Origin of the sequence: Streptomyces sp. NPDC047043 (genome assembly GCF_040644055.1) — a bacterium.
GTDB lineage: Bacteria > Actinomycetota > Actinomycetes > Streptomycetales > Streptomycetaceae > Streptomyces.
The window spans coordinates 1-17,677 of the sequence record NZ_JBEYVO010000022.1 but is presented as its reverse complement, the minus strand read 5'-3'; the positions used below and the strand labels follow the sequence as shown (position 1 = coordinate 17,677).

Sequence of the window (17,677 nt, the reverse complement as noted above, 5' to 3'; positions counted from 1 at the left end):
GGTGACGGATGGCTTCGAGAGTCCGGGCACCACGGGGACGACCGCGGCGCTGCCCGCCGTCGTCGCTCGCGTCACCGCGCTCGCCGACCGGCTCGGCGTGCCGCACGCGGAGGTCTTCGACACCGGCCGTCTGTCCGCCGCCTCCGGCGTCCCCGAGCCCGTGGTCAAGGCCCTGCTGGGCGGCCGCCCCGCGGGCGAGCCCGATGTCCAGGCACGGTTCCTGCAGCGGCTGCAGCTGCTGCGGCGCACCCGGCTCAAGCCCAACGGGCGCAAGTACACCCAGCAGGAGATCGCCGACGGCGCGGGCATGTCCCGCCAGCAGGCCGGAGCGCTCATCAACGGCGACCGGCGCCCCACCATGGAGCACTGCGACGCCATCCAGCGCTTCTTCCGCGTGCACGCCGGATTCCTCACGGCCGAGGACCCCGAGGCCCTCACGGGCGCCCTGCAGGGCGTGGAGCAGGAGCTCCTGCAAAGGCTTGCCGAACGGGAGGCCGCCGCGACCGACGACGACCCGCTGGAGCGGCTGCTGCAGGACCACGGCGTCCGCGGGATCGCCTGGCGGGCCGCCCAGCTGCCCACCGACCAGCACCGCGACAAGGTCGCGGAGTGGCTGGACATGCTCCTGGAGAGCGTCAAGCGGCCCGAGTCGTGAGCCTGGGGAGAACTGTGGGCATCGGTAAGGAAATGCGCCGCCTGTGCGGCGAGCTGATCGCGGAGCTGGCACTCCCCGCACCGGCACGGCCCGATGACCTCTACGGCGCCCTGTGCGACGCGATGAGCAGACGCCGCGGCCGGCCCGTCCACTTCCGTACGGCGGCCTTCCCGAGCGGCACCGCGAGCGGGCTGTGGCTCGACATGGCCGACCAGGACCTCGTCGTGATCGAGGAACGGACCGCGCCCGACCACCAGTTGGTGATCCTCGGCCACGAGCTGTGGCACATGAAGGCCGGGCACTGCGGTCACCACGTCGAGGGCGCCAAGGTCGCGGCGCGCCTGCTGAGCGACGACGCGGACCTGGCAGCCACCGTCCGCAGAGTGGCCGCCCGCAGCCGCTTCGACCTCGCCGAGGAGCAGGAGGCCGAGACGTTCGGCCTGCTGCTGGCGAGCAGGTGCCGTACGTGGCTGGCGGGGTCGGGGTTGCGGGGGCCGGTGCAGAGGGATCATCTGGCGGGGCGGATCGAGGCTTCGTTGGGGTATTTGGGGCCGCAGGGCTGAGGGCGGGGCGGCTGCGGCAGTGGCAGTGGCAGTGGCAGTGGCAGTGGCATGTGACATACCACTGCACCGGTTCCACAGTGCCATGTCACGTTGCACTGCGTTCACTGGCCTCCCGCAGATCCCGCTCCACCGCCCGATTACGAGCCGTGTCCGGCCGTCCCGCGCTGGTGCCGGGACGGCCCTCGACCAGGAGTTCCCGCCAGTGTTCGCGACTCCAGTCGGCCGGGGCCGTGGTCGACGTGAACTCCTCGACCAGGGAGACGAATCGCGCGGGGTCGGTGTGGAACGGGAAGTGGCCGGCCTGCTCGAAGATCTCCAGCCTGCTGCCCGGCATCGCCTCGTGCGCACCGTAGGCGTGCCGTACGGGCACCACGCTGTCCCGGTCGCCCCACAGCAGCATGGTCGGCATGCCCTCGGTGAGATAGCACCGGTCGAGCATGGTGACGACCTGGCCACGCCAGTCGACGACCGCGCGCAACGTGCGGATGAAGGCGTTGCGGGAGGTCTCGTCGGGCAGCGCGTCGACGAGGTTGATCAGGTCGGGGGCGTCCAGGCCGAGGTCGGTGTCCAGCATCTTCATCAGGTGGATCGCCAGGCTCACTTGGAGCCGCATGCCGGGCAGCCGGAGGCTGGACAGCATCAGGTGGGCGCCGGGGAGCGAGACCAGACGCAGCACGGGGTTGACCTCGCGGCCGACGCCGCCGGCGCTGACCAGGATGAGCCGTTCCGTGCGCTCGGGGAACTGGTAGGCGAACTGCATGGCCACGCCGCCGCCCAGCGAGTGCCCGACCAGCGTCGCGGACTCGATGCCGAGCGTGGTGAGCAGGTCCCGCACGCCGTTCGCGTACGCCGCCACCGAGTAGTCGGCGCGCGGCTTGTCGGAGGCGCCGTGGCCGAGCAGGTCGGGGGCGATCACGGTGTGGGTGCGGGCGAGGTCGGGGATCAGCTCGGCCCAGGTCGCCGAGGAGTCCCCGATACCGTGGATGAGCACCAGCGCCGGGCCCTCGCCGGCCATGCGGAAGGCGCGCCGGTAGCCGTGCACCAGGCGGTACTGCAACTCGAGTTCACCGTCGCCCACCGGACGCAGCCGTACGGCGCGCCCGGGACGGCGGTGCGGGACGTCGACCACGCACTTGCCTCCCCGCTCCATGGCCGCCGCTGAAGCGGCCGAAAGCCCTTCCCTTCCAGCGTAGGACTGCTTTCCCACAAGGGATTTCGTGGACGTTTCGCCTCCGCTAAGCGGGCGACGCCACCCGTGGTCACAGCCGATTGTCAGTGGCGGGCGGCAAGCTGGAGTTGCGCCCCTTTGTGAGGGCGTGACGCAACGATGCCGAGACGGGGAGAGCCGACCGATGCCCACTGCAGTAATGACCGATCGCGAGCGCACCGCGGTACAGGCCTACCTGCGGCTGCTGCACACCGTACGAGCCGCCTTCGACGGCCCGCCCGGCACCGCGCGACCACCGGTCGTGCCGCCCTCCGTACTCGCCGAGGCGGAACAGGCCCTGGCGGCCGCGGGCCTGACCGGCAACGAGGAGGAGTTCTTCCGACTGCTGCAGATGTGGTGCCCGGAGCCATGACCATCACCTCCGGCGAGAGCCCGAACGCGCGGAGGCGCGAAGCGCTGAGCACGATCGGGCTCTCGACACCGACTCAGGCGCCCCCGGAGGCGAACGAAGCCGCAAGAGGTTCGTGCGGCACCGTCACCGCCGAAGCCACCAGGCCGCGTTGGACGGTCCAGCGGCCCTCGAAGTGACCGAGGCGCCGGCCGCCCACCAGCGGACCGGGGACGAGGAGTTCGGCGCGGAAGGTGCCGTGCAGCCGTTCGCCGGGGGCGACGGAGACCTCGATGTCGGCTTCGGTGAACTCCAGCCACCGGCCGGTGAGGGGGAACCACGCCTTGTAGACGGACTCCTTGGCGCTGAACAGCAGCCGGTCCCAGGCGACCGCCGGGTGGTCCGCCGCCAGGCGGCTCAGCCTGGCGGCCTCGGCGGGCAGGGACACGGCGTCCAGGACGCCCTCCGGGAGCGGCAGATGGGGTTCGGCGTCGATGCCGAGGGAGGCGAGGTCGGTGGCGCGGACCAGGGCGGCGGCGCAGTAGCCGTCGCAGTGGGTCATGCTGCCGGCCAGGCCGGCCGGCCAGGTCGGTGCGCCGCGCTCGCCGGGCAGCAGGGGCTGCGGCGGGACGCCGAGCTTGTCCATGGCGCGCCGAGCGCAGGCGCGGACGAGGGCGAACTCGCGGCGGCGCTTGTCGACGGCCTGGGCGACGACGGCCGCCTCCTCGGGGTACAGCGGCGCGGGCTCGCTCCCGTCGTCGCCGTGCACCTCCACGGCCACCACCTCGTCCGGCAGCAGCTCCTCGATCACCCGACCCCGACCTCCTTCGGCAGCACACGGCGCAGACGCCCCGGCGGCTGCGGCCGCTTCCGCCACTCGCGGGGATACCCGACGGACACCTCCTCGAAGCGGACGCCCTCGTGCCAGGTGGTCCGCGGGATGTGGAGGTGGCCATAGACCATGGTCTCGACGCGGAAGCGGCGGTGCCAGTCGGCGGTCAGCTCGGTGCCGCACCACATGGCGAACTCGGGGTGCCACAGGACCTCGGTCGGGTGCCGGTCCAGTGGGTAGTGGTTGACGAGGACGGTGGGCAGGTCGTCGGGCAGGGCGGCGAGCCTGCGCTCGGTGTCGGCGACCCGGGCCCGGCACCAGGCCTCGCGGGACGGGTAGGGGTCGGGGTGCAGCAGGAGCTCGTCGTTGCAGACGATGCCGGTGCCGTGCGCGTACTCCAGCCCCTCGGCCTTGGTGGTGCAGCCCTCCGGCAGGAACGAGTAGTCGTAGAGGAGGAAGAGCGGTGCGACGGCCACGGGGCCGTCGGGGCCCGCCCAGAGCGGGTAGGGGTCCTCGGGTGTCGTCACGCCGAGTTCGCGGCACAGGGTGACGAGGTGCTCGTAGCGGGCGACGCCACGGAGGGTGACGGGGTCGTTCGGGTGGGTCCACAGTTCGTGGTTGCCGGGCGCCCAGATCACTTTGCGGAAGCGGCTCGCGAGGGTCTTCAGGGCCCAGTGGATGTCGGAGACGGTCTCCGAGACGTCGCCGGCGACGAGCAGCCAGTCGTCGTCCGTCTCGGGGCGCATGCGCTCGACCAGGGCGCGGTTCTCGGGGTACCCGATGTGCAGATCGCTGATGGCCAGCAGCTGTCCGGTCCCACCGGCCGTCGACGTCACCTCTCGCCCCCTCCGTCCGCCCGGTCCGTCGGCCCTGCGCGCTCACGGACGGGTCCACGACAACACATTTCACGGCTCCGGGACAAGGCGACCCCGCCCAGGTCGGGCCAGGTGCCCGGCGGACCGGAAAATCCGTAACACGTACGTTGCACGCGCGGCCCCTCGGAAGCCGTATGATCGCCCCAACACCACCGCCACGAAGACGAACTCCCTTCACACAGGGGCGGTTTGGTGACCCTCCAACTCCCCTGCCCGGGCACGGGCTGCTCCGCCGTGCCCGCGAACCGTGAAAGGACGGCCCTGCATGGTCTCTCGCGTACGCGTCTGGCTCAACCGCACGTACGCGGAGAACGTGTTCTTCATGGATCAGCTGCGGCGAAATCCCAGCGATCGGGCGGTCGAGATCCATGCGACGCACGGGGACGCCGACTCCCCCGTACTGGCCGCCGCCGACACCGCCGAACTGGAGCCGGAGGGCCTGTCCCCGGCCGGGTACGTCGAGTACGCCCTCGCCCAGTGCGGGCGCCGCGGCATCGACGTGTTCGTGCCCCGGCTGCACCAGTCGGCGATCGTGGCGCACCGTGCGGACTTCGAGGCGATCGGTACGGCGCTGCTGGCGCCGCCGCCGGAGGCCGTGGCCGTCTTCGAGGACAAGGTGATCGCCTACGAGGCCGTGCAGGCGATCGGCGTGCCGGTGCCGTCGTGGTGGCGGGTGCGCAGCGCCGATGAACTCGTCGCCGCCGTGGAGGAGTTGGAGGCGGCCGGGCACAAGGCGTGCTTCAAGCCGGCGTCCGGTGCGGGTGGGGTGGGCTTCCGTGTGATCACGCGCGCCCCCTTCTCGATGGTTCACCTCACCGGGTTCCCTAGCCCGTACGTGCCGCTCGATCTGGTCGTGGAGGCGCTGAAGCAGTCCGACGAGCCGGTCGACTGGATCGTGATGCCGCGGCTCGAGCAGCCGGAGGTGTCGGTGGACTGCCTCACCGGCCCCGACAACCGGGTGCGGCTGGCCATCGGCCGTACCAAGAACGGCCGTCGGCGCGGGTTCACGCTGCACGAGCAGTGGCTGGAGCCGGCGCGGCAGATCGCGGAGGGGTTCGGGCTGCACTACCTGTCCAACATCCAGTTCCGCATGTTCGGTGACCGGCCGGTCCTGATGGACGTCAACACCCGGCCCGCGGGCGGGCTGCACCAGCTGTCCCTGTGCGGGGTCAACGCCCCTTGGGCGGCTGTGCAGTTGGCACTCGGCGAGGACCCGGGCGAGATGACGCCGCCGTTCCTCGGGCAGGACTACACGGTGGTTTCCGGCCCACGGCCGCTGCGGGCGATTTCGCTGCCGCAGCAGCGGGTCGAGGAGGCGGAGCCGCTGCTGCCGGCCGTACCCGCGCAGACGGCGGAGACCACCGAGGTCGGCGCCGCGGAGACGGCGAACCGGGCCATCACACCGGCCTAGACCACAAGTTCATACCGGTCTGGACCAATCATGGCGCAGCACCTTGACACCCTGATTGGTCCATACCAACTTGGTTGCGCACCTCTCTGCACTCCCGAACACCCCCATTCCTTCAGGGAGATCGCGTGCGCAACACATTCAGACGTTCCAGACGTCGGCTCCTCGCACTGCTCGGCTCCGCCGCCCTCGCGCTCGCCGGAGCCATCGCCCTTCCGGGTACGGCCCAAGCGGCCAACGTCCTGACCAATCCCGGCTTCGAGTCGGGCAGTCTGTCGCCCTGGTCCTGCACCGGGAACCTCGGTTCGGTCGTCTCCTCCCCCGTGCACGGCGGCTTCAGGGCCCTGCAGGGGGCGGTGACGGACAGCGACAACGCCCAGTGCACGCAGACCGTCTCCGTGCAGCCCAACACCACCTACAACCTCACCGGTTGGGTGCGCGGCTCCTACGTCTACCTCGGCGTGAGCGGCGGTGCTTCGACCTGGACGACCTCCCCGTCGGCGTACAGCCAGCTGTCGGTCTCCTTCACCACCGGTGCCTCGCAGACCAGCGCCACGATCTACGTCCACGGCTGGTACGCCCAGGGGACCTACTACGCCGACGACATCAGCCTCGACGGGCCCGGCGGCGGTGGCGGTTCGGACACCCAGGCGCCGACCGCGCCGACCGGACTGGCCTCCACGGGCAAGACGTCGTCGAGCGTGTCGCTGAAGTGGAACGCCTCGACGGACAACGTGGGTGTCACGGCCTACGACATCTACAGCGGCTCCAACAACGTCCTTACCGTGTCGGGTACTTCGGCCACGGTCAGCGGGCTTTCGCCGAGCACGAGTTACACCTTCACGGTCAAGGCGCGGGACGCCGCCGGCAACACCTCCGGCGCCTCCAACTCCGTGTCCGTCACGACCGACGCGGGCAGCGGTGGCGGGACCGGCTTCAAGCAGGCCGCGCCGTATCTGTACGAGGGCTGGGGCGATCCACCGAGCCCGAGCACGGTGATGAGCGCGACCGGCATCAAGTGGTTCACGATGGCGTTCGTGCTCGACTCCGGTGGCTGCACGCCTGCCTGGGACGGCAGCCGGGCGCTGACCGGCGGTGTCGACCAGACCGCCATCAACCAGATCCGTTCCGCCGGCGGTGACATCGTGCCGTCGTTCGGCGGCTGGCAGGGCAGCAAGCTCGGCGCCAACTGCTCGTCCGCGAGCGCGCTCGCCGGAGCCCTGCAGAAGGTGATCGACGCATACTCGCTCAGGGCGATCGACATGGACATCGAGAACACGGACGAGTTCGAGAACGAGGCCGTGCAGGCCAAGATCCTCACCGCCCTGAAGACGGTCAAGGCCAACAACCCCGGCCTCAAGACCATCGTCACGTTCGGCACGTCCACCACCGGCCCGACCTACTACGGCAACCGGCTCATCGAGCAGGCCCAGTCGCTCGGCGCCAACATCGACGTCTTCACGATCATGCCGTTCGACTTCGGCGGCGGCTCGGACATGTACGGCAACACCGTCAACGCGGCCGAGGGGCTCAAGGCCAAGCTGAAGTCGACGTTCGGCTGGGACGACGCCACCGCGTACTCCCACATCGGCATCTCCGGCATGAACGGCCTGTCCGACCAGCAGGAGAACACCACCCCGGCGATCTGGACCCAGATCAAGGACTGGTCCAACAGCCACCACATCGCCCGTCTCGCCTTCTGGTCGGTCAACCGCGACCGGCCGTGCCCGGGCGGCGGCGTGGTGAGCAACTGCTCCGGAATCAGCCAGAACAACTGGCAGTTCAGCTCGATCACGGCGGGCTTCACCGGCTGAGGAGCCATTGAGGAGGCTGGAAGAAGGGCTGGCGCCCGGGCCCCCGCGGCGGGAAGAATCTTGAACCGACCCGCCGCGGGGGCCTTCCCGCGGTTCGACGGCACGGGATCCGGGGGCGGCTCATGGCCGAGGCGGCGCAGGGGTGAGGAGCAGGAGCATCACTGCCGGCCGGTGTCTGTCGTTCCTCCTCGCTCTCGGCCTCCTCGCTCTCCTCGCCTCCTGCGGCGTGCCCGACAGCGCGAACAAGGGGCCCGAGGACGTGGAACAGCGGCCCGGGCAGGCGGACTTACAGGCCTCGATCGTCAACGACCGCAAGCACCTCTTCGACGGATCCCTCGCGTACGACCCCGCCGTCTCCGTGAACGTCGACGAGAGCCTGACCTACGACGTACGGCTCACCGCGCGGGGAGAGAAGTCGTCGGGCAAGGCGGCGCAGGCCGCCCTGGTGACCCGGACGTTCCGGGTGGGCGGAGACGAGGGCGCCACGCTGGCCTCCGGGAGCAGGCAGGTGCGGATCGTACTGCTGGGCGACGGGTCCAAACAGGCCATCGCCCAGCCCGGCGAGGACGCGGAGTGGCAGTGGAGCGTCTCCGCCGACGAGCCGGGCGACTACGACCTCGCGCTCACCGTCACGACGTACCAGGGCGAGTCGGACCGTGCCCTGGACACCTTGCATCCCCCGATCAAGATCCGTCTGAGCGTGCAGAACACATGGTCGCACCGCATCGACTCGATGAACGACTGGCTCATCACGGCGAGCGGCATCGCGACCGCGCTGATCGCCATCTACGCGCTACGGGCTCCCCTCACCGAGTTCGTACGAACCCGAAGGGAAGCCCGTCGGCAGCGCAACCAGAGCCGGGACGGCTATATGTGAGCAGTCGTCAGAAGCGACCCGCCCCCCGGTACAGCTCCAGTTCCCCCTCCAGCTCCACGGCCAGCACCGTGGCGTACGGGTCCAAGTCCGCCTCCGCCGGCGGGTCGATCCACAGCACGCCCACCGCGTCGTGCAGCCCGCCGACCACCCGGTGGCCCAGCTCGGTGCCGGTGCCCACCACCCTGACCTTGCGGACCCCCGTCGCCAGACCCCGGACGCCGATCTCGGCGCGCGGGATGTCGAACAGGGTGAGGTAGAGGGTCCGGCGGTCGGCGGAGAGGGTGCTGGGCCCGTAGTGGTGCCCGGCCGGGAGGCCGCGCACCGTTCCGTACACCGCCTCCGCGTGCCCCCGGATCCACTCCCCCAGCCCCTCCAGCCGCTCGACCTGCGGCTGCGGGATCGTGCCGTCCTCCATGGGTCCGACGTCGAGGAGCAGGTTGCCGCCTGCGCCGATCGTCTCCGTGAAGTAACGGACCAGCTGGGACAGCGACTTGTGGTTGTGGTCCTGGTGCTGGTAGCCCCACGAGTCGTTGATCGTCAGGCACAGCTCCCAGGGGCCCTCCGGCGGCACGATCGGCGCGCCCTGTTCCGGCGTCGCGTAGTCGCCCTCGCCGAGCATGCGCGCGTTGAAGACGACGTCGGGGACGTACGACCTGATCAGCGCGGCCAGCTCCGGGATGCGCCACTGCTCCTCGCTGCGGTCCCACTCGCCGTCGAACCACATCAGGTCGGGCCGGTAGCGCGAGGCCAACTCCCGGATCTGGCCGTCCCGGTAGGCGATGAACCGCTCCCAGGCCGCCAGGTCCTCGTCCTCGGCCGCGACCTCGGAGTAGCGGTTGTCCTCCTGCTCCGGCGGGCGGCCAGGCTTGCGGGTGGACGCGTAGTCGGGGTGGTTCCAGTCGGAGTGGGAGTAGTAGAAGCCGACCTTGAGGTCCTTCTCGCGCAGGGCCTCGGCGTACGGGCCGAGATAGTCCTTGCCGAGGTTGAGGTCGCCGTACTGCGTGTCCCACAGGGCCACGCCGTCATGGTGACGGCTCGTGAGGACCGCGTACTTGGCGCCCGCGCGGGCGAACAGGTCGGCCCACGCCTTCGGGTCGTACTTGGCGCCGGTGAAGCGCTCCAGCTGGGACATGTACTGGTCGTGCGGCACGATGTCGTCGTAGAACGACCAGGACTCCTGGACGCCGTCCACGGCGTAGATGCCCCAGTGGATGAAGATCCCCAACTTGGCGTCGGTGAACCAGGGTTGCATGGCCACGGGTCAGGCCCTCCGCAGGCGGAGCGTGAGGATCTGGAAGGGACGCAGCGCGACGGGGACACCGCCGTCGGCGATCTCCGCGTCCTCCAGCGGACGCTCCAGCAGGTCGGTCACCTGGGCGCCCGCGAGCGGGAATCCCGTGCGCAGCACGCCTGTGGCACGTCCACCGCGGGACTCGTAGAGCCGTACGACGACATCGCCGGAGGCGTCGTCCGCGAGTTTGACCGCCTCGACCGTCACGCCCTCGCCGTCGACCGAGACGACCGGCTCCGGCACGCCCGCCGAATCCGCCAGCCGCAGCGGGAGGTTGAGGGCGTAACCCTCCGCGATCGCGTCGTCGATGCTCGCGCCGGGCAGGAGGGAGTAGGTGAAGCGGTGCCTGCCCTGGTCGGCCTCGGGGTCCGGGATCCGCGGGGCGCGGACCAGGCTGAGGCTGACCCGGGTCGTCGTACCACCGTGCTCGCGGACCGTGCGGGAGACGTCGTGGCCGTAGGTCGAGTCGTTGATGACCGCGACGCCGTAGCCGGGCTCGGCGATGTGCACCCAGCGGTGGCCGGAGACCTCGAAACGGGCCGCCTCCCAGCTGGTGTTGGTGTGCGTGGGCCGCTGGATGTGGCCGAACTGGATCTCCGCGGAGGAGTGCGGGGCGCGGATGTCCACCGGGAAGCCCGCCTTGAGGATCTTCTCGGCCTCGTGCCAGTCGATGTCGGTCTCGAAGTCGATACGGGGGCTGCCGGCGCGGAGGGTGATCGTCTGGGTGAGTTTCGAGCCCTTGCCGAAGGACCGCGAGACGCGGATCGCGCCGAGCAGCGGGTCCTCCTCGACGACCGTGACCGACTCGGCCTCCAGCAGGTCCGTGTAGCGGTTCTTGTAGTGCTTGTCGATGTCCCAGGCGTCCCAGTAGTTCGGGAGGTCGGTGTGCAGACGCAGCAGGTTGCCCTTCTCGGCGAGGACTTCACGGCCGCCGGCGCGCAGGTCGCGTACGGAGGCCAGGGTGCCGTCCTCCGCGACCTCGACCCGCACCAGGCCGTTGTCGAGCACCCGGCCGCTCACCGTGACGGGGTCCGGCACCGTCCCGGCGCCCACCACGGCGCTGCCGCTCGCCGGCACCTCGACATACGCCGGGGCGCCCTCGGCCGTACGGACGACCTCGGCCCGGTCGAACGGGCTGGTGTTGAAGACACGGGTGGCTCCACCGCCCAGCGCGGCGACCGCCTCGGCCGTCAGCTCCTCCAACTCGACCGCCACCCTGGCGTATTCGGCCTCGGCCTCCCGGTGCACCCAGGCGATCGAAGACCCCGGCAGGATGTCGTGGAACTGGTGGAGGAGGACCGTCTTCCACAGCCGGTCCAGCTTCTCGTACGGGTAGGAGTAGCCCGGCGCGTGCAGTGCGGCCGTCGTCGCCCACAACTCGGCCTCGCGCAGGCGGTGTTCGGAGCGCCGGTTGCCCTGCTTGGTGCGGGCCTGGGAGGTGTAGGTGGCGCGGTGCAGCTCGAGGTAGAGCTCGCCGTTCCAGACCGGGGCGTCCTCGTACTCCGCGCGGGCCTTGGCGAAGAACTCGTCGGGATGCTCGACGACGACCTTGGGCGAACCCTCCAGGTCGGCGAGCCTGCGGGCGCGTTCCATGATCTCGCGGGTGGGGCCGCCGCCGCCGTCGCCCCAGCCGAAGGGGGCGAGGGAGCGCGTACCGGCGCCCTTCTCGGCGTAGTTGCGGACCGCGCGGTCCATCTCCTCGCCGCTGAAGCGGGCGTTGTAGGTGTCGACCGGCGGGAAGTGGGTGAAGATGCGGGTGCCGTCGATGCCCTCCCACCAGAAGGTGTGGTGGGGGAACTTGTTGGTCTGGTTCCAGGAGATCTTCTGGGTGAGGAACCACTCGTTGCCTGCCAGCTTGGCGAGCTGCGGGTAGGCGGCGTTGTAGCCGAAGGAGTCCGGCAGCCAGACTCCCTTGGTCTCGATGCCGAAGTGCTCGATGAAGAACCGCTTGCCGTGGACGAGCTGGCGGGCGATGGCCTCGCCGCCGGGCAGGTTGCCGTCGGACTCGACCCACATGCCGCCGACCGGCGCCCACTGGCCCTTCTTCACGGACTCCTGGATGCGCGCCCAGACCTTGGGGTAGTTGTCGCGCACCCACTCGTACTGCTGGGCCTGCGAGCAGGCGAAGATGAAGTCGTCGTACTCGTCGGCGAGCGAGGTGACGTTGGAGAACGTGCGGGAGGTCTTGCGCTTGGTCTCGCGGATGGGCCACAGCCAGGCGGAGTCGATGTGCGCGTGGCCCACGCCGGAGACGACGTGGGCACTCGCGTGCGCGGGCTTGGCCAGGACGGGCGCGAGCACCTCGCGGACGGCGGCGGCGCTGCCGGAGACGTCGTCCAGGTCCAGGGCGTCCATGGCCCGGTCCAGGGCGTGCAGGATCTCGTGGCGGCGCGGCTCGTGCTCGGCGAGGTGGACCATGAGCTCGCGCAGCACCTGGAGGTCCAGGTCGAGGTGGAAGACCTCCTCGTCCAGGACGGCGAGGTCGGCGCGCCGGAAGGTGTACAGCGGCTTGTCGCCGGCCGTCAGGACGTCGCCGAGGAGCGTGGGCTCGGAAAAGTTGTCGGCCAGGATGTCCGGGTTGGAGGCCGCCTCGACCAGGTAGTCGATCTGCTCGCCGCCGGTCGCCGGGTTGGCGATGGCCACGTACTGGTTGAGCGGGTTGACCGCCTTCAGCGGCGTCCCGTCGGTGAGGTGGACCAGTGCCTCGGCCTGGTTGCCCGGCCAGTCGCCCACGAAGCCGAGGTCGATGACCGCCTCGACGCGCTTGCCGGCCCACTCGGCGGGCACCTGCCCGCGCATCCGGAACCAGGTCGTGCCCCAGGGCGGACCCCACGGGGTGTCCATCGCGAAGGGCTTGTACGGGGCTGCCGCGGCCTCCTCGAAGGAGACCGGCTCGCCCGGCGCCTGCCAGGCCTCGACCGCCAGGGGGACGGTGGCCGCGTAGATCGCGGGCTTGATGCGCTGGGTGTGGAGGCGCTCGGCGCGCTCCTCGATCCGGCGGCGTTCGTCGTGCATGGGAAGTCTCCAGAAACCAGGAAGCCGAAGAGGGGCAGGAGGCCGAAGAGGCGGTAAGCGCTTTCCGGCGAGCGTCTACTTAAGGTACGACAGCCCGGGATGCACGTCCGTGTACCCGTCGACCAGCCGTCGGGCCACGTTCACGGAATCCACCAGCGGATGCAGCGCGAACGCCTTCACCGCCGTCGTACGGGAGCCGGACTCGGCGGCGGCCAGCACCTCGCGCTCGACCGCCTTGACCGCGCAGACCAGGCCGGTGGCGTGGTCGGGCAGCGGGGCGACGGCGACCGGGTGCGCACCGTTGGCGTCGACCAGGCACGGGACCTCGATGACGGCCTCGGTGTCCAGTACGGACAGCGTGCTGCGGTTGCGGACGTTGAGGATCAGGGTGGTGCGCTCGTCGCGGGCGATGGCCCGCATCAGGGCGAGGGCGACCTTCTCGTAGCCGCCGGAGAGGTCGTCGGCGTCGCGTTCGCCTGCGCCGGCACTCTCGCGGTTCTCGGCCATGTACGTCGCCTCGCGCTCGGCGCGGGTGCGGTCCCAGGCGTCGAGTGCCCGGGCGTCGGGGTTGCGCATCTCCTCGTAGAAATGGGCCTGCTGGTCGCGCAGGAAGGCGCCGCGGGTCTTCTCGGCCTGCTGGTAGGCGCGGACGGCCTCGCGGTTGAAGTAGTAGTAGTGCAGGTACTCGTTCGGGATCGCGCCGAGGGACTGCAGCCAGTCGACGCCGAAGAGCTTGCCCTCCTCGAAGGAGCCGAGCAGGTCGGGGTCGGCGAGCAGCCGCGGGAGCTCGTCGCGGCCTGCGATGTGCAGCCCGCGGACCCAGCCGAGGTGGTTGAGGCCGACGTAGTCGATCCACGCCTCCTTCGGGTTCCCGCCGAGCACCCGGGCGATACGGCGGCCGAGGCCGACCGGCGAGTCGCAGATGCCGATGACGCGGTCGCCGAGGTGGCGGGACATGGCCTCGGTGACCAGGCCCGCCGGGTTGGTGAAGTTGATGACCCAGGCGTCGGGCGCGAGGCGGGCCACCCGCCGGGCGATGTCGACGGCGACCGGGACCGTGCGCAGGCCGTAGGCGATGCCGCCCGCGCCGACCGTCTCCTGGCCGAGGACACCCTCGGCCAGGGCCACCCGCTCGTCGTTCGCCCTGCCCTCCAGGCCGCCGACGCGGATCGCGGAGAAGACGAAGTCGGCGCCGCGCAGCGCCTCGTCGAGGTCGGTCGTCGCGGTCACCTCGGGGGCGTCGGCGACCTGGGCGGCCTGCTCGGCGAGGACTCGGGTCACCGCGGACAGCCGGCCCGCGTCCAGGTCGTGCAGGACGACCTCGGTGACCCGGCCCTCGCCTCTGTCGCCCAGCAGTGCCCCGTACACGAGCGGCACCCGGAACCCGCCGCCGCCCAGAATCGTCAGCTTCACGCCTGCACCTTTCCTGCCACGACCACCTCGACGCCCGCCTCCTCCAGGGAGGAGCGGGTCGCCGGATCGACCGGGGCGTTCGTCACCACCACGTCCAGGTTCTCCGGACCGCAGACCTTCGCCATGCCCGTGCCCGGGAACTTCGCCTGGTCGGCGAGGAGGACGACCTTGTCGCTCGCTTTGATCATGGCCCGCTTGACCGGCACCTCGACGACCGTCGTGTCCATCACCTGCCCACCGGGGCGCACTCCACTGGTGCCGAGGAAGAGCCAGTCGGCGTGCAGCTGACGCAGATTGTCCTCGGTGAGGAAGCCGACCAGGGAGCGGTACTCGCGGCGGACCATGCCGCCGAGCAGCACCAGCTCGATGCCCTCGTCGTCGGCGAGCTCCTCGTAGACCACCAGGTTGCTGGTGATCACCGTGAGCCGGCGGCCGTGCAGCTGGCGGGCCAGCCGGAAGGCGGTGGTGCCGATGTCGAGCAGCACCGACTGACCGTCCCTGACCATCGCCGCGGCACGCTCGGCTATCGCGTCCTTCTCGGACACGCGCACCTCGGCGACCTCGGCGAAGGGCTGGTCGCCCTCCTCCACTACGGCGCCGCCGTGCACACGCGTGAGCAGCCCGTCCTCCTCGAGCTTGACCAGGTCGCGCCTGATCGTGGCGGGGCTCACACCCAGCTGCTCTGAGAGGTCGGTCACTGCCGCGGGACCGCCGGAGCGCAGGGCCCGCAGGATGAGTTGGTGTCGTCGTTCTGCCAGCACGCGCTGCACACTACTCGTCATCTTCAATCATTTCCATGCTCACTTCTGCTCGGGTATTGACCAATCTCGTGGATCAGCGCACGATTCCCGTCATCGAAAATGACGAGTTTTGACGAGAGGCGGTGCGCGTGGACGACGACAGGCCCGACGTGCTCCTGACCGGGCTGCTCTTCTACGACCTCGTCCTCACCGGGCTCGGGAAGCCCCCGACGCCGGGCGAGGAGATCTGGACGGGCGGCATGGGCTGCGGCCCCGGCGGCATCGCGAACCTCGCGGTGGCCGCGTCCCGGTTCGGTCTGCGCACCTCGCTGGCCACGGTCTTCGGCGACGACTTCTACGGCGAGTACTGCCGTGACGTCCTCGACGACCAGGAAGGCGTCGACCTCTCGCTCTCCCCCACCGCCGACGGCTGGCCCACCCCCGTCACCGTCTCCCTCGCCCACGGTTTTGACCGCGCCCTCGTCACCCACGGCCAGGAGCCCCCGTACTCGCAGGACGCGCTGATGGGCGACCCGCCCGAGGCGCGCACGGCCCTCGTGCACATCGAGGCCGAACCCCGCGAGTGGCTCGCCAAGGCCGCCGCGAACGGCACCCACATCTACGCCGACGTCGGCTGGGACCCCACCCAGGAGTGGTCGACGGACCTCCTCGACCAGCTGAAGCTCTGCCACGCCTTCCTCCCGAACGAGACCGAGGCGATGGCCTACACCCGCACCGACAGCGCGGTCGCGGCCCTCGGCACGCTCTCCGAGCTGGTGCCGGTGGCCGTGGTCACGCGCGGCGGCGACGGCGCGGTCGCCGTCGACCAGGCGACGGGCGAGTACGCGGAGGTCCCGGCCCTCGACGTCGACGTGCTGGACGCGACGGGCGCCGGGGACGTCTTCGGCGCGAGCTTCGTCACGGCCTCGCTCGGCGGCTGGCCGCTGGAGGAACGGCTGCGGTTCGCCGTCCTCGCCGCGGGCCTGTCCGTCCGGCACCACGGCGGGGCGCTCGCCGCCCCCGGCTGGTACGGCGTCGACCGCTGGTGGCGCTCCCTGACCGACCCCGACCTCAAGCGCGCGTACGGCTTCCTCGCGGACCGCCTACCGGCGAACGTCGGCCCGCCGGTGCGGTACGCGCCGGTGACCCCGCCCGCCCCTCACACGCTCGTCGGCCCACGCGCCACCGAACGGCTGCACTGACCCTCAAGCCCCTCAGCACCTCGAACAGGAACAACAGGAGTGACCCGTGGACCTTTCTCGTAGAGGCTTCCTCCAGGCCGCCGCGCTCACCGCGGCCGCGTCCGGCCTGACCGTCGCATGCGGCGGCAGCTCGGGATCGGGCGGCACCAAGAACGGCAAGAACCTCACCCTGTGGTACTGGGGTGGCGCGCTCAGCGACAAGGTGGTCGCCGAGGCCAAGACCCACTTCAGCAGCCAGGTCAAGCTGACCAGCGCCTCCATCGGCGGCGACTTCAAGCAGAAGCTCACCACCACCCTGGCGGCCGGCACCTCCGTGCCCGACATCACCGGCATCAAGGGCGAGGACATGGCGTCCTTCCTGCCCAACGCAAGCCGCTTCCTCGACCTGAACGACCTGGGCTTCAAGAAGATCTCGTCCCAGTACCTGGACTGGAAGACCAAGCTCGCCCAGACCGAGGACGGCAAGCAGATCGGCTTCCCCATCGACATCGGTCCCACCGCGCTCTTCTACCGCGAGGACCTCTTCGACAAGGCCGGGGTGGACACCGACCCCGACAAGGTCGCCGCCCTGGTCAAGACCTGGGAGGACTACTTCGCGCTCGGCACCGAGCTGCAGAAGAAGAACCCCGGCACCTACCTGGTCAACAACATCAGCTCCATGTTCGACATGACCGTCGGCCAGGGCACCCAGCGGTTCATCGACAAGAACAACCACTTCATCGGCGACCAGGACCACATCCGCGCCGCCTGGACCACGTCGGTGCGCCCCTACACCCTGGGCCTGGACGCCAAGATCAACGACAACACCTGGAACGCCGCCGTCGGCAAGAACCTGCTCACCGAGCTCGGCGCGGCCTGGCACGCGCTGGACATCGAGCAGGCGGCCCCGCAGACCAAGGGCAAGTGGCGGGTGTGCGCGATGCCCGTCGGACCCGCCAACCAGGGCGGCTCCTACCTGGCCCTGCCCAAGCAGTGCCGGAACCCGGAAGAGGCCTTCAAGATCATCAGCTGGATACTCAGCCCCGCCAACGACGCCCGCGGTTTCACCGACGCCGCCATCTTCCCGGCCGCCCCGGCCGCCTACGCCATGCCGGCCATGACGGGCCCGGACGCCTTCTTCGGCGGCCAGAAGATCATCGAGGTCTTCGGGCCGGCCGCCAAGGCCGTCCCGGTCGCCTACGAGGCCCCGGCCGACGCCGCTGTCATGGCTCCCTACAAGACGGAGCTGACCAACATCGAGGCCAAGGGCAAGAAGCCCGATGACGCCTGGAAGGACGCGGTCAGCCAGGCCAAGCAGATCGCCAGGCGACAGGGGGTGAACTGAGGTGTCGTCACCTCCGGTCACCGGCCCCGCCACGGTGCCCGAGCACCGTGGCGGGGGGGGCCCCGGCCGGGTTCGTGCGCGGGGGCCCCCCCCCCCGGGCGCCGGGGGGCCC

15 protein-coding genes are annotated in these 17,677 nt (G+C 70.6%); 8 read left to right on the top strand and 7 right to left on the bottom strand.

The features are described 5' to 3' along the window. Window position 1: 1 nt before the first annotated feature. Window positions 2–655, top strand: a complete 654-nt coding sequence (locus ABZ880_RS31340; RefSeq protein WP_361269540.1) for a helix-turn-helix transcriptional regulator — start codon at window positions 2–4, stop codon at window positions 653–655. A gap of 32 nt (window positions 656–687) precedes the next feature. Continuing rightward, window positions 688–1,218, top strand: coding sequence for a toxin-antitoxin system, toxin component (locus ABZ880_RS31335; protein ID WP_361270009.1), 531 nt, complete (start codon window positions 688–690; stop codon window positions 1,216–1,218). Between the two features lie 85 nt (window positions 1,219–1,303). Here the strand turns inward: ABZ880_RS31335 and ABZ880_RS31330 are convergent, their stop codons facing one another. Next, the gene (locus ABZ880_RS31330; protein ID WP_361269538.1) at window positions 1,304–2,347 is read right to left on the bottom strand and encodes an alpha/beta hydrolase; all 1,044 of its coding nucleotides are present in this window, start codon (window positions 2,345–2,347) and stop codon (window positions 1,304–1,306) included. Between the two features lie 223 nt (window positions 2,348–2,570). Between ABZ880_RS31330 and ABZ880_RS31325 the strand changes: the two genes are divergently transcribed. Continuing rightward, window positions 2,571–2,798, top strand: a complete 228-nt coding sequence (locus ABZ880_RS31325; RefSeq protein ID WP_361269534.1) for a hypothetical protein — start codon at window positions 2,571–2,573, stop codon at window positions 2,796–2,798. A gap of 73 nt (window positions 2,799–2,871) precedes the next feature. Here the strand turns inward: ABZ880_RS31325 and ABZ880_RS31320 are convergent, their stop codons facing one another. Both ABZ880_RS31320 and ABZ880_RS31315 read right to left on the bottom strand, forming a co-directional pair. Next, a complete protein-coding gene (locus tag ABZ880_RS31320) occupies window positions 2,872–3,585 on the bottom strand; it encodes a 4'-phosphopantetheinyl transferase superfamily protein (protein WP_361269531.1) in 714 nt (237 codons plus the stop codon). After that, entirely contained in the window at window positions 3,582–4,442 is an 861-nt protein-coding gene (locus tag ABZ880_RS31315) for a metallophosphoesterase (protein ID WP_361269529.1), read from the bottom strand. The genes ABZ880_RS31320 and ABZ880_RS31315 overlap by 4 nt, the downstream gene beginning before the upstream one ends. Window positions 4,443–4,746: 304 nt before the next feature. On the opposite strand from ABZ880_RS31315, the gene ABZ880_RS31310 reads away from it, so the two are divergent. From ABZ880_RS31310 to ABZ880_RS31300, 3 genes are all read left to right on the top strand, one after another. Then, on the top strand, window positions 4,747–5,892 hold the full coding sequence (locus ABZ880_RS31310) for an ATP-grasp domain-containing protein (RefSeq protein ID WP_361269527.1): 1,146 nt from the start codon (window positions 4,747–4,749) through the stop codon (window positions 5,890–5,892). Window positions 5,893–6,017: 125 nt separating this feature from the next. Continuing rightward, complete coding sequence (locus ABZ880_RS31305) at window positions 6,018–7,703, top strand: carbohydrate binding domain-containing protein (protein WP_361269524.1); 1,686 nt, start codon at window positions 6,018–6,020, stop codon at window positions 7,701–7,703. Window positions 7,704–7,845: 142 nt separating this feature from the next. Continuing rightward, the gene (locus ABZ880_RS31300) at window positions 7,846–8,580 is read left to right on the top strand and encodes a hypothetical protein (protein ID WP_361269521.1); all 735 of its coding nucleotides are present in this window, start codon (window positions 7,846–7,848) and stop codon (window positions 8,578–8,580) included. 7 nt (window positions 8,581–8,587) lie between these two features. On the opposite strand, the gene ABZ880_RS31295 is transcribed toward ABZ880_RS31300, so the two are convergent. The 4 genes from ABZ880_RS31295 to ABZ880_RS31280 form a co-directional block, all read right to left on the bottom strand. Further along, a complete protein-coding gene (locus ABZ880_RS31295) occupies window positions 8,588–9,838 on the bottom strand; it encodes an alpha-L-fucosidase (RefSeq protein ID WP_361269518.1) in 1,251 nt (416 codons plus the stop codon). Window positions 9,839–9,841: 3 nt separating this feature from the next. After that, on the bottom strand, window positions 9,842–12,886 hold the full coding sequence (locus ABZ880_RS31290) for a glycoside hydrolase family 38 C-terminal domain-containing protein (RefSeq protein ID WP_361269515.1): 3,045 nt from the start codon (window positions 12,884–12,886) through the stop codon (window positions 9,842–9,844). A 75-nt stretch (window positions 12,887–12,961) separates the two neighbouring features. Further along, complete coding sequence (locus ABZ880_RS31285) at window positions 12,962–14,299, bottom strand: 6-phospho-beta-glucosidase (protein ID WP_361269512.1); 1,338 nt, start codon at window positions 14,297–14,299, stop codon at window positions 12,962–12,964. Further along, entirely contained in the window at window positions 14,296–15,060 is a 765-nt protein-coding gene (locus tag ABZ880_RS31280) for a DeoR/GlpR family DNA-binding transcription regulator (protein ID WP_361270007.1), read from the bottom strand. The genes ABZ880_RS31285 and ABZ880_RS31280 overlap by 4 nt, the downstream gene beginning before the upstream one ends. A gap of 128 nt (window positions 15,061–15,188) precedes the next feature. Between ABZ880_RS31280 and ABZ880_RS31275 the strand changes: the two genes are divergently transcribed. Both ABZ880_RS31275 and ABZ880_RS31270 read left to right on the top strand, forming a co-directional pair. After that, window positions 15,189–16,241: a carbohydrate kinase family protein gene (locus ABZ880_RS31275; protein WP_361269509.1), complete on the top strand. Its 1,053-nt coding sequence runs from the start codon at window positions 15,189–15,191 to the stop codon at window positions 16,239–16,241. Between the two features lie 46 nt (window positions 16,242–16,287). Beyond that, complete coding sequence (locus ABZ880_RS31270; protein ID WP_361269506.1) at window positions 16,288–17,565, top strand: extracellular solute-binding protein; 1,278 nt, start codon at window positions 16,288–16,290, stop codon at window positions 17,563–17,565. The last annotated feature ends 112 nt before the right edge of the window (window positions 17,566–17,677 follow it).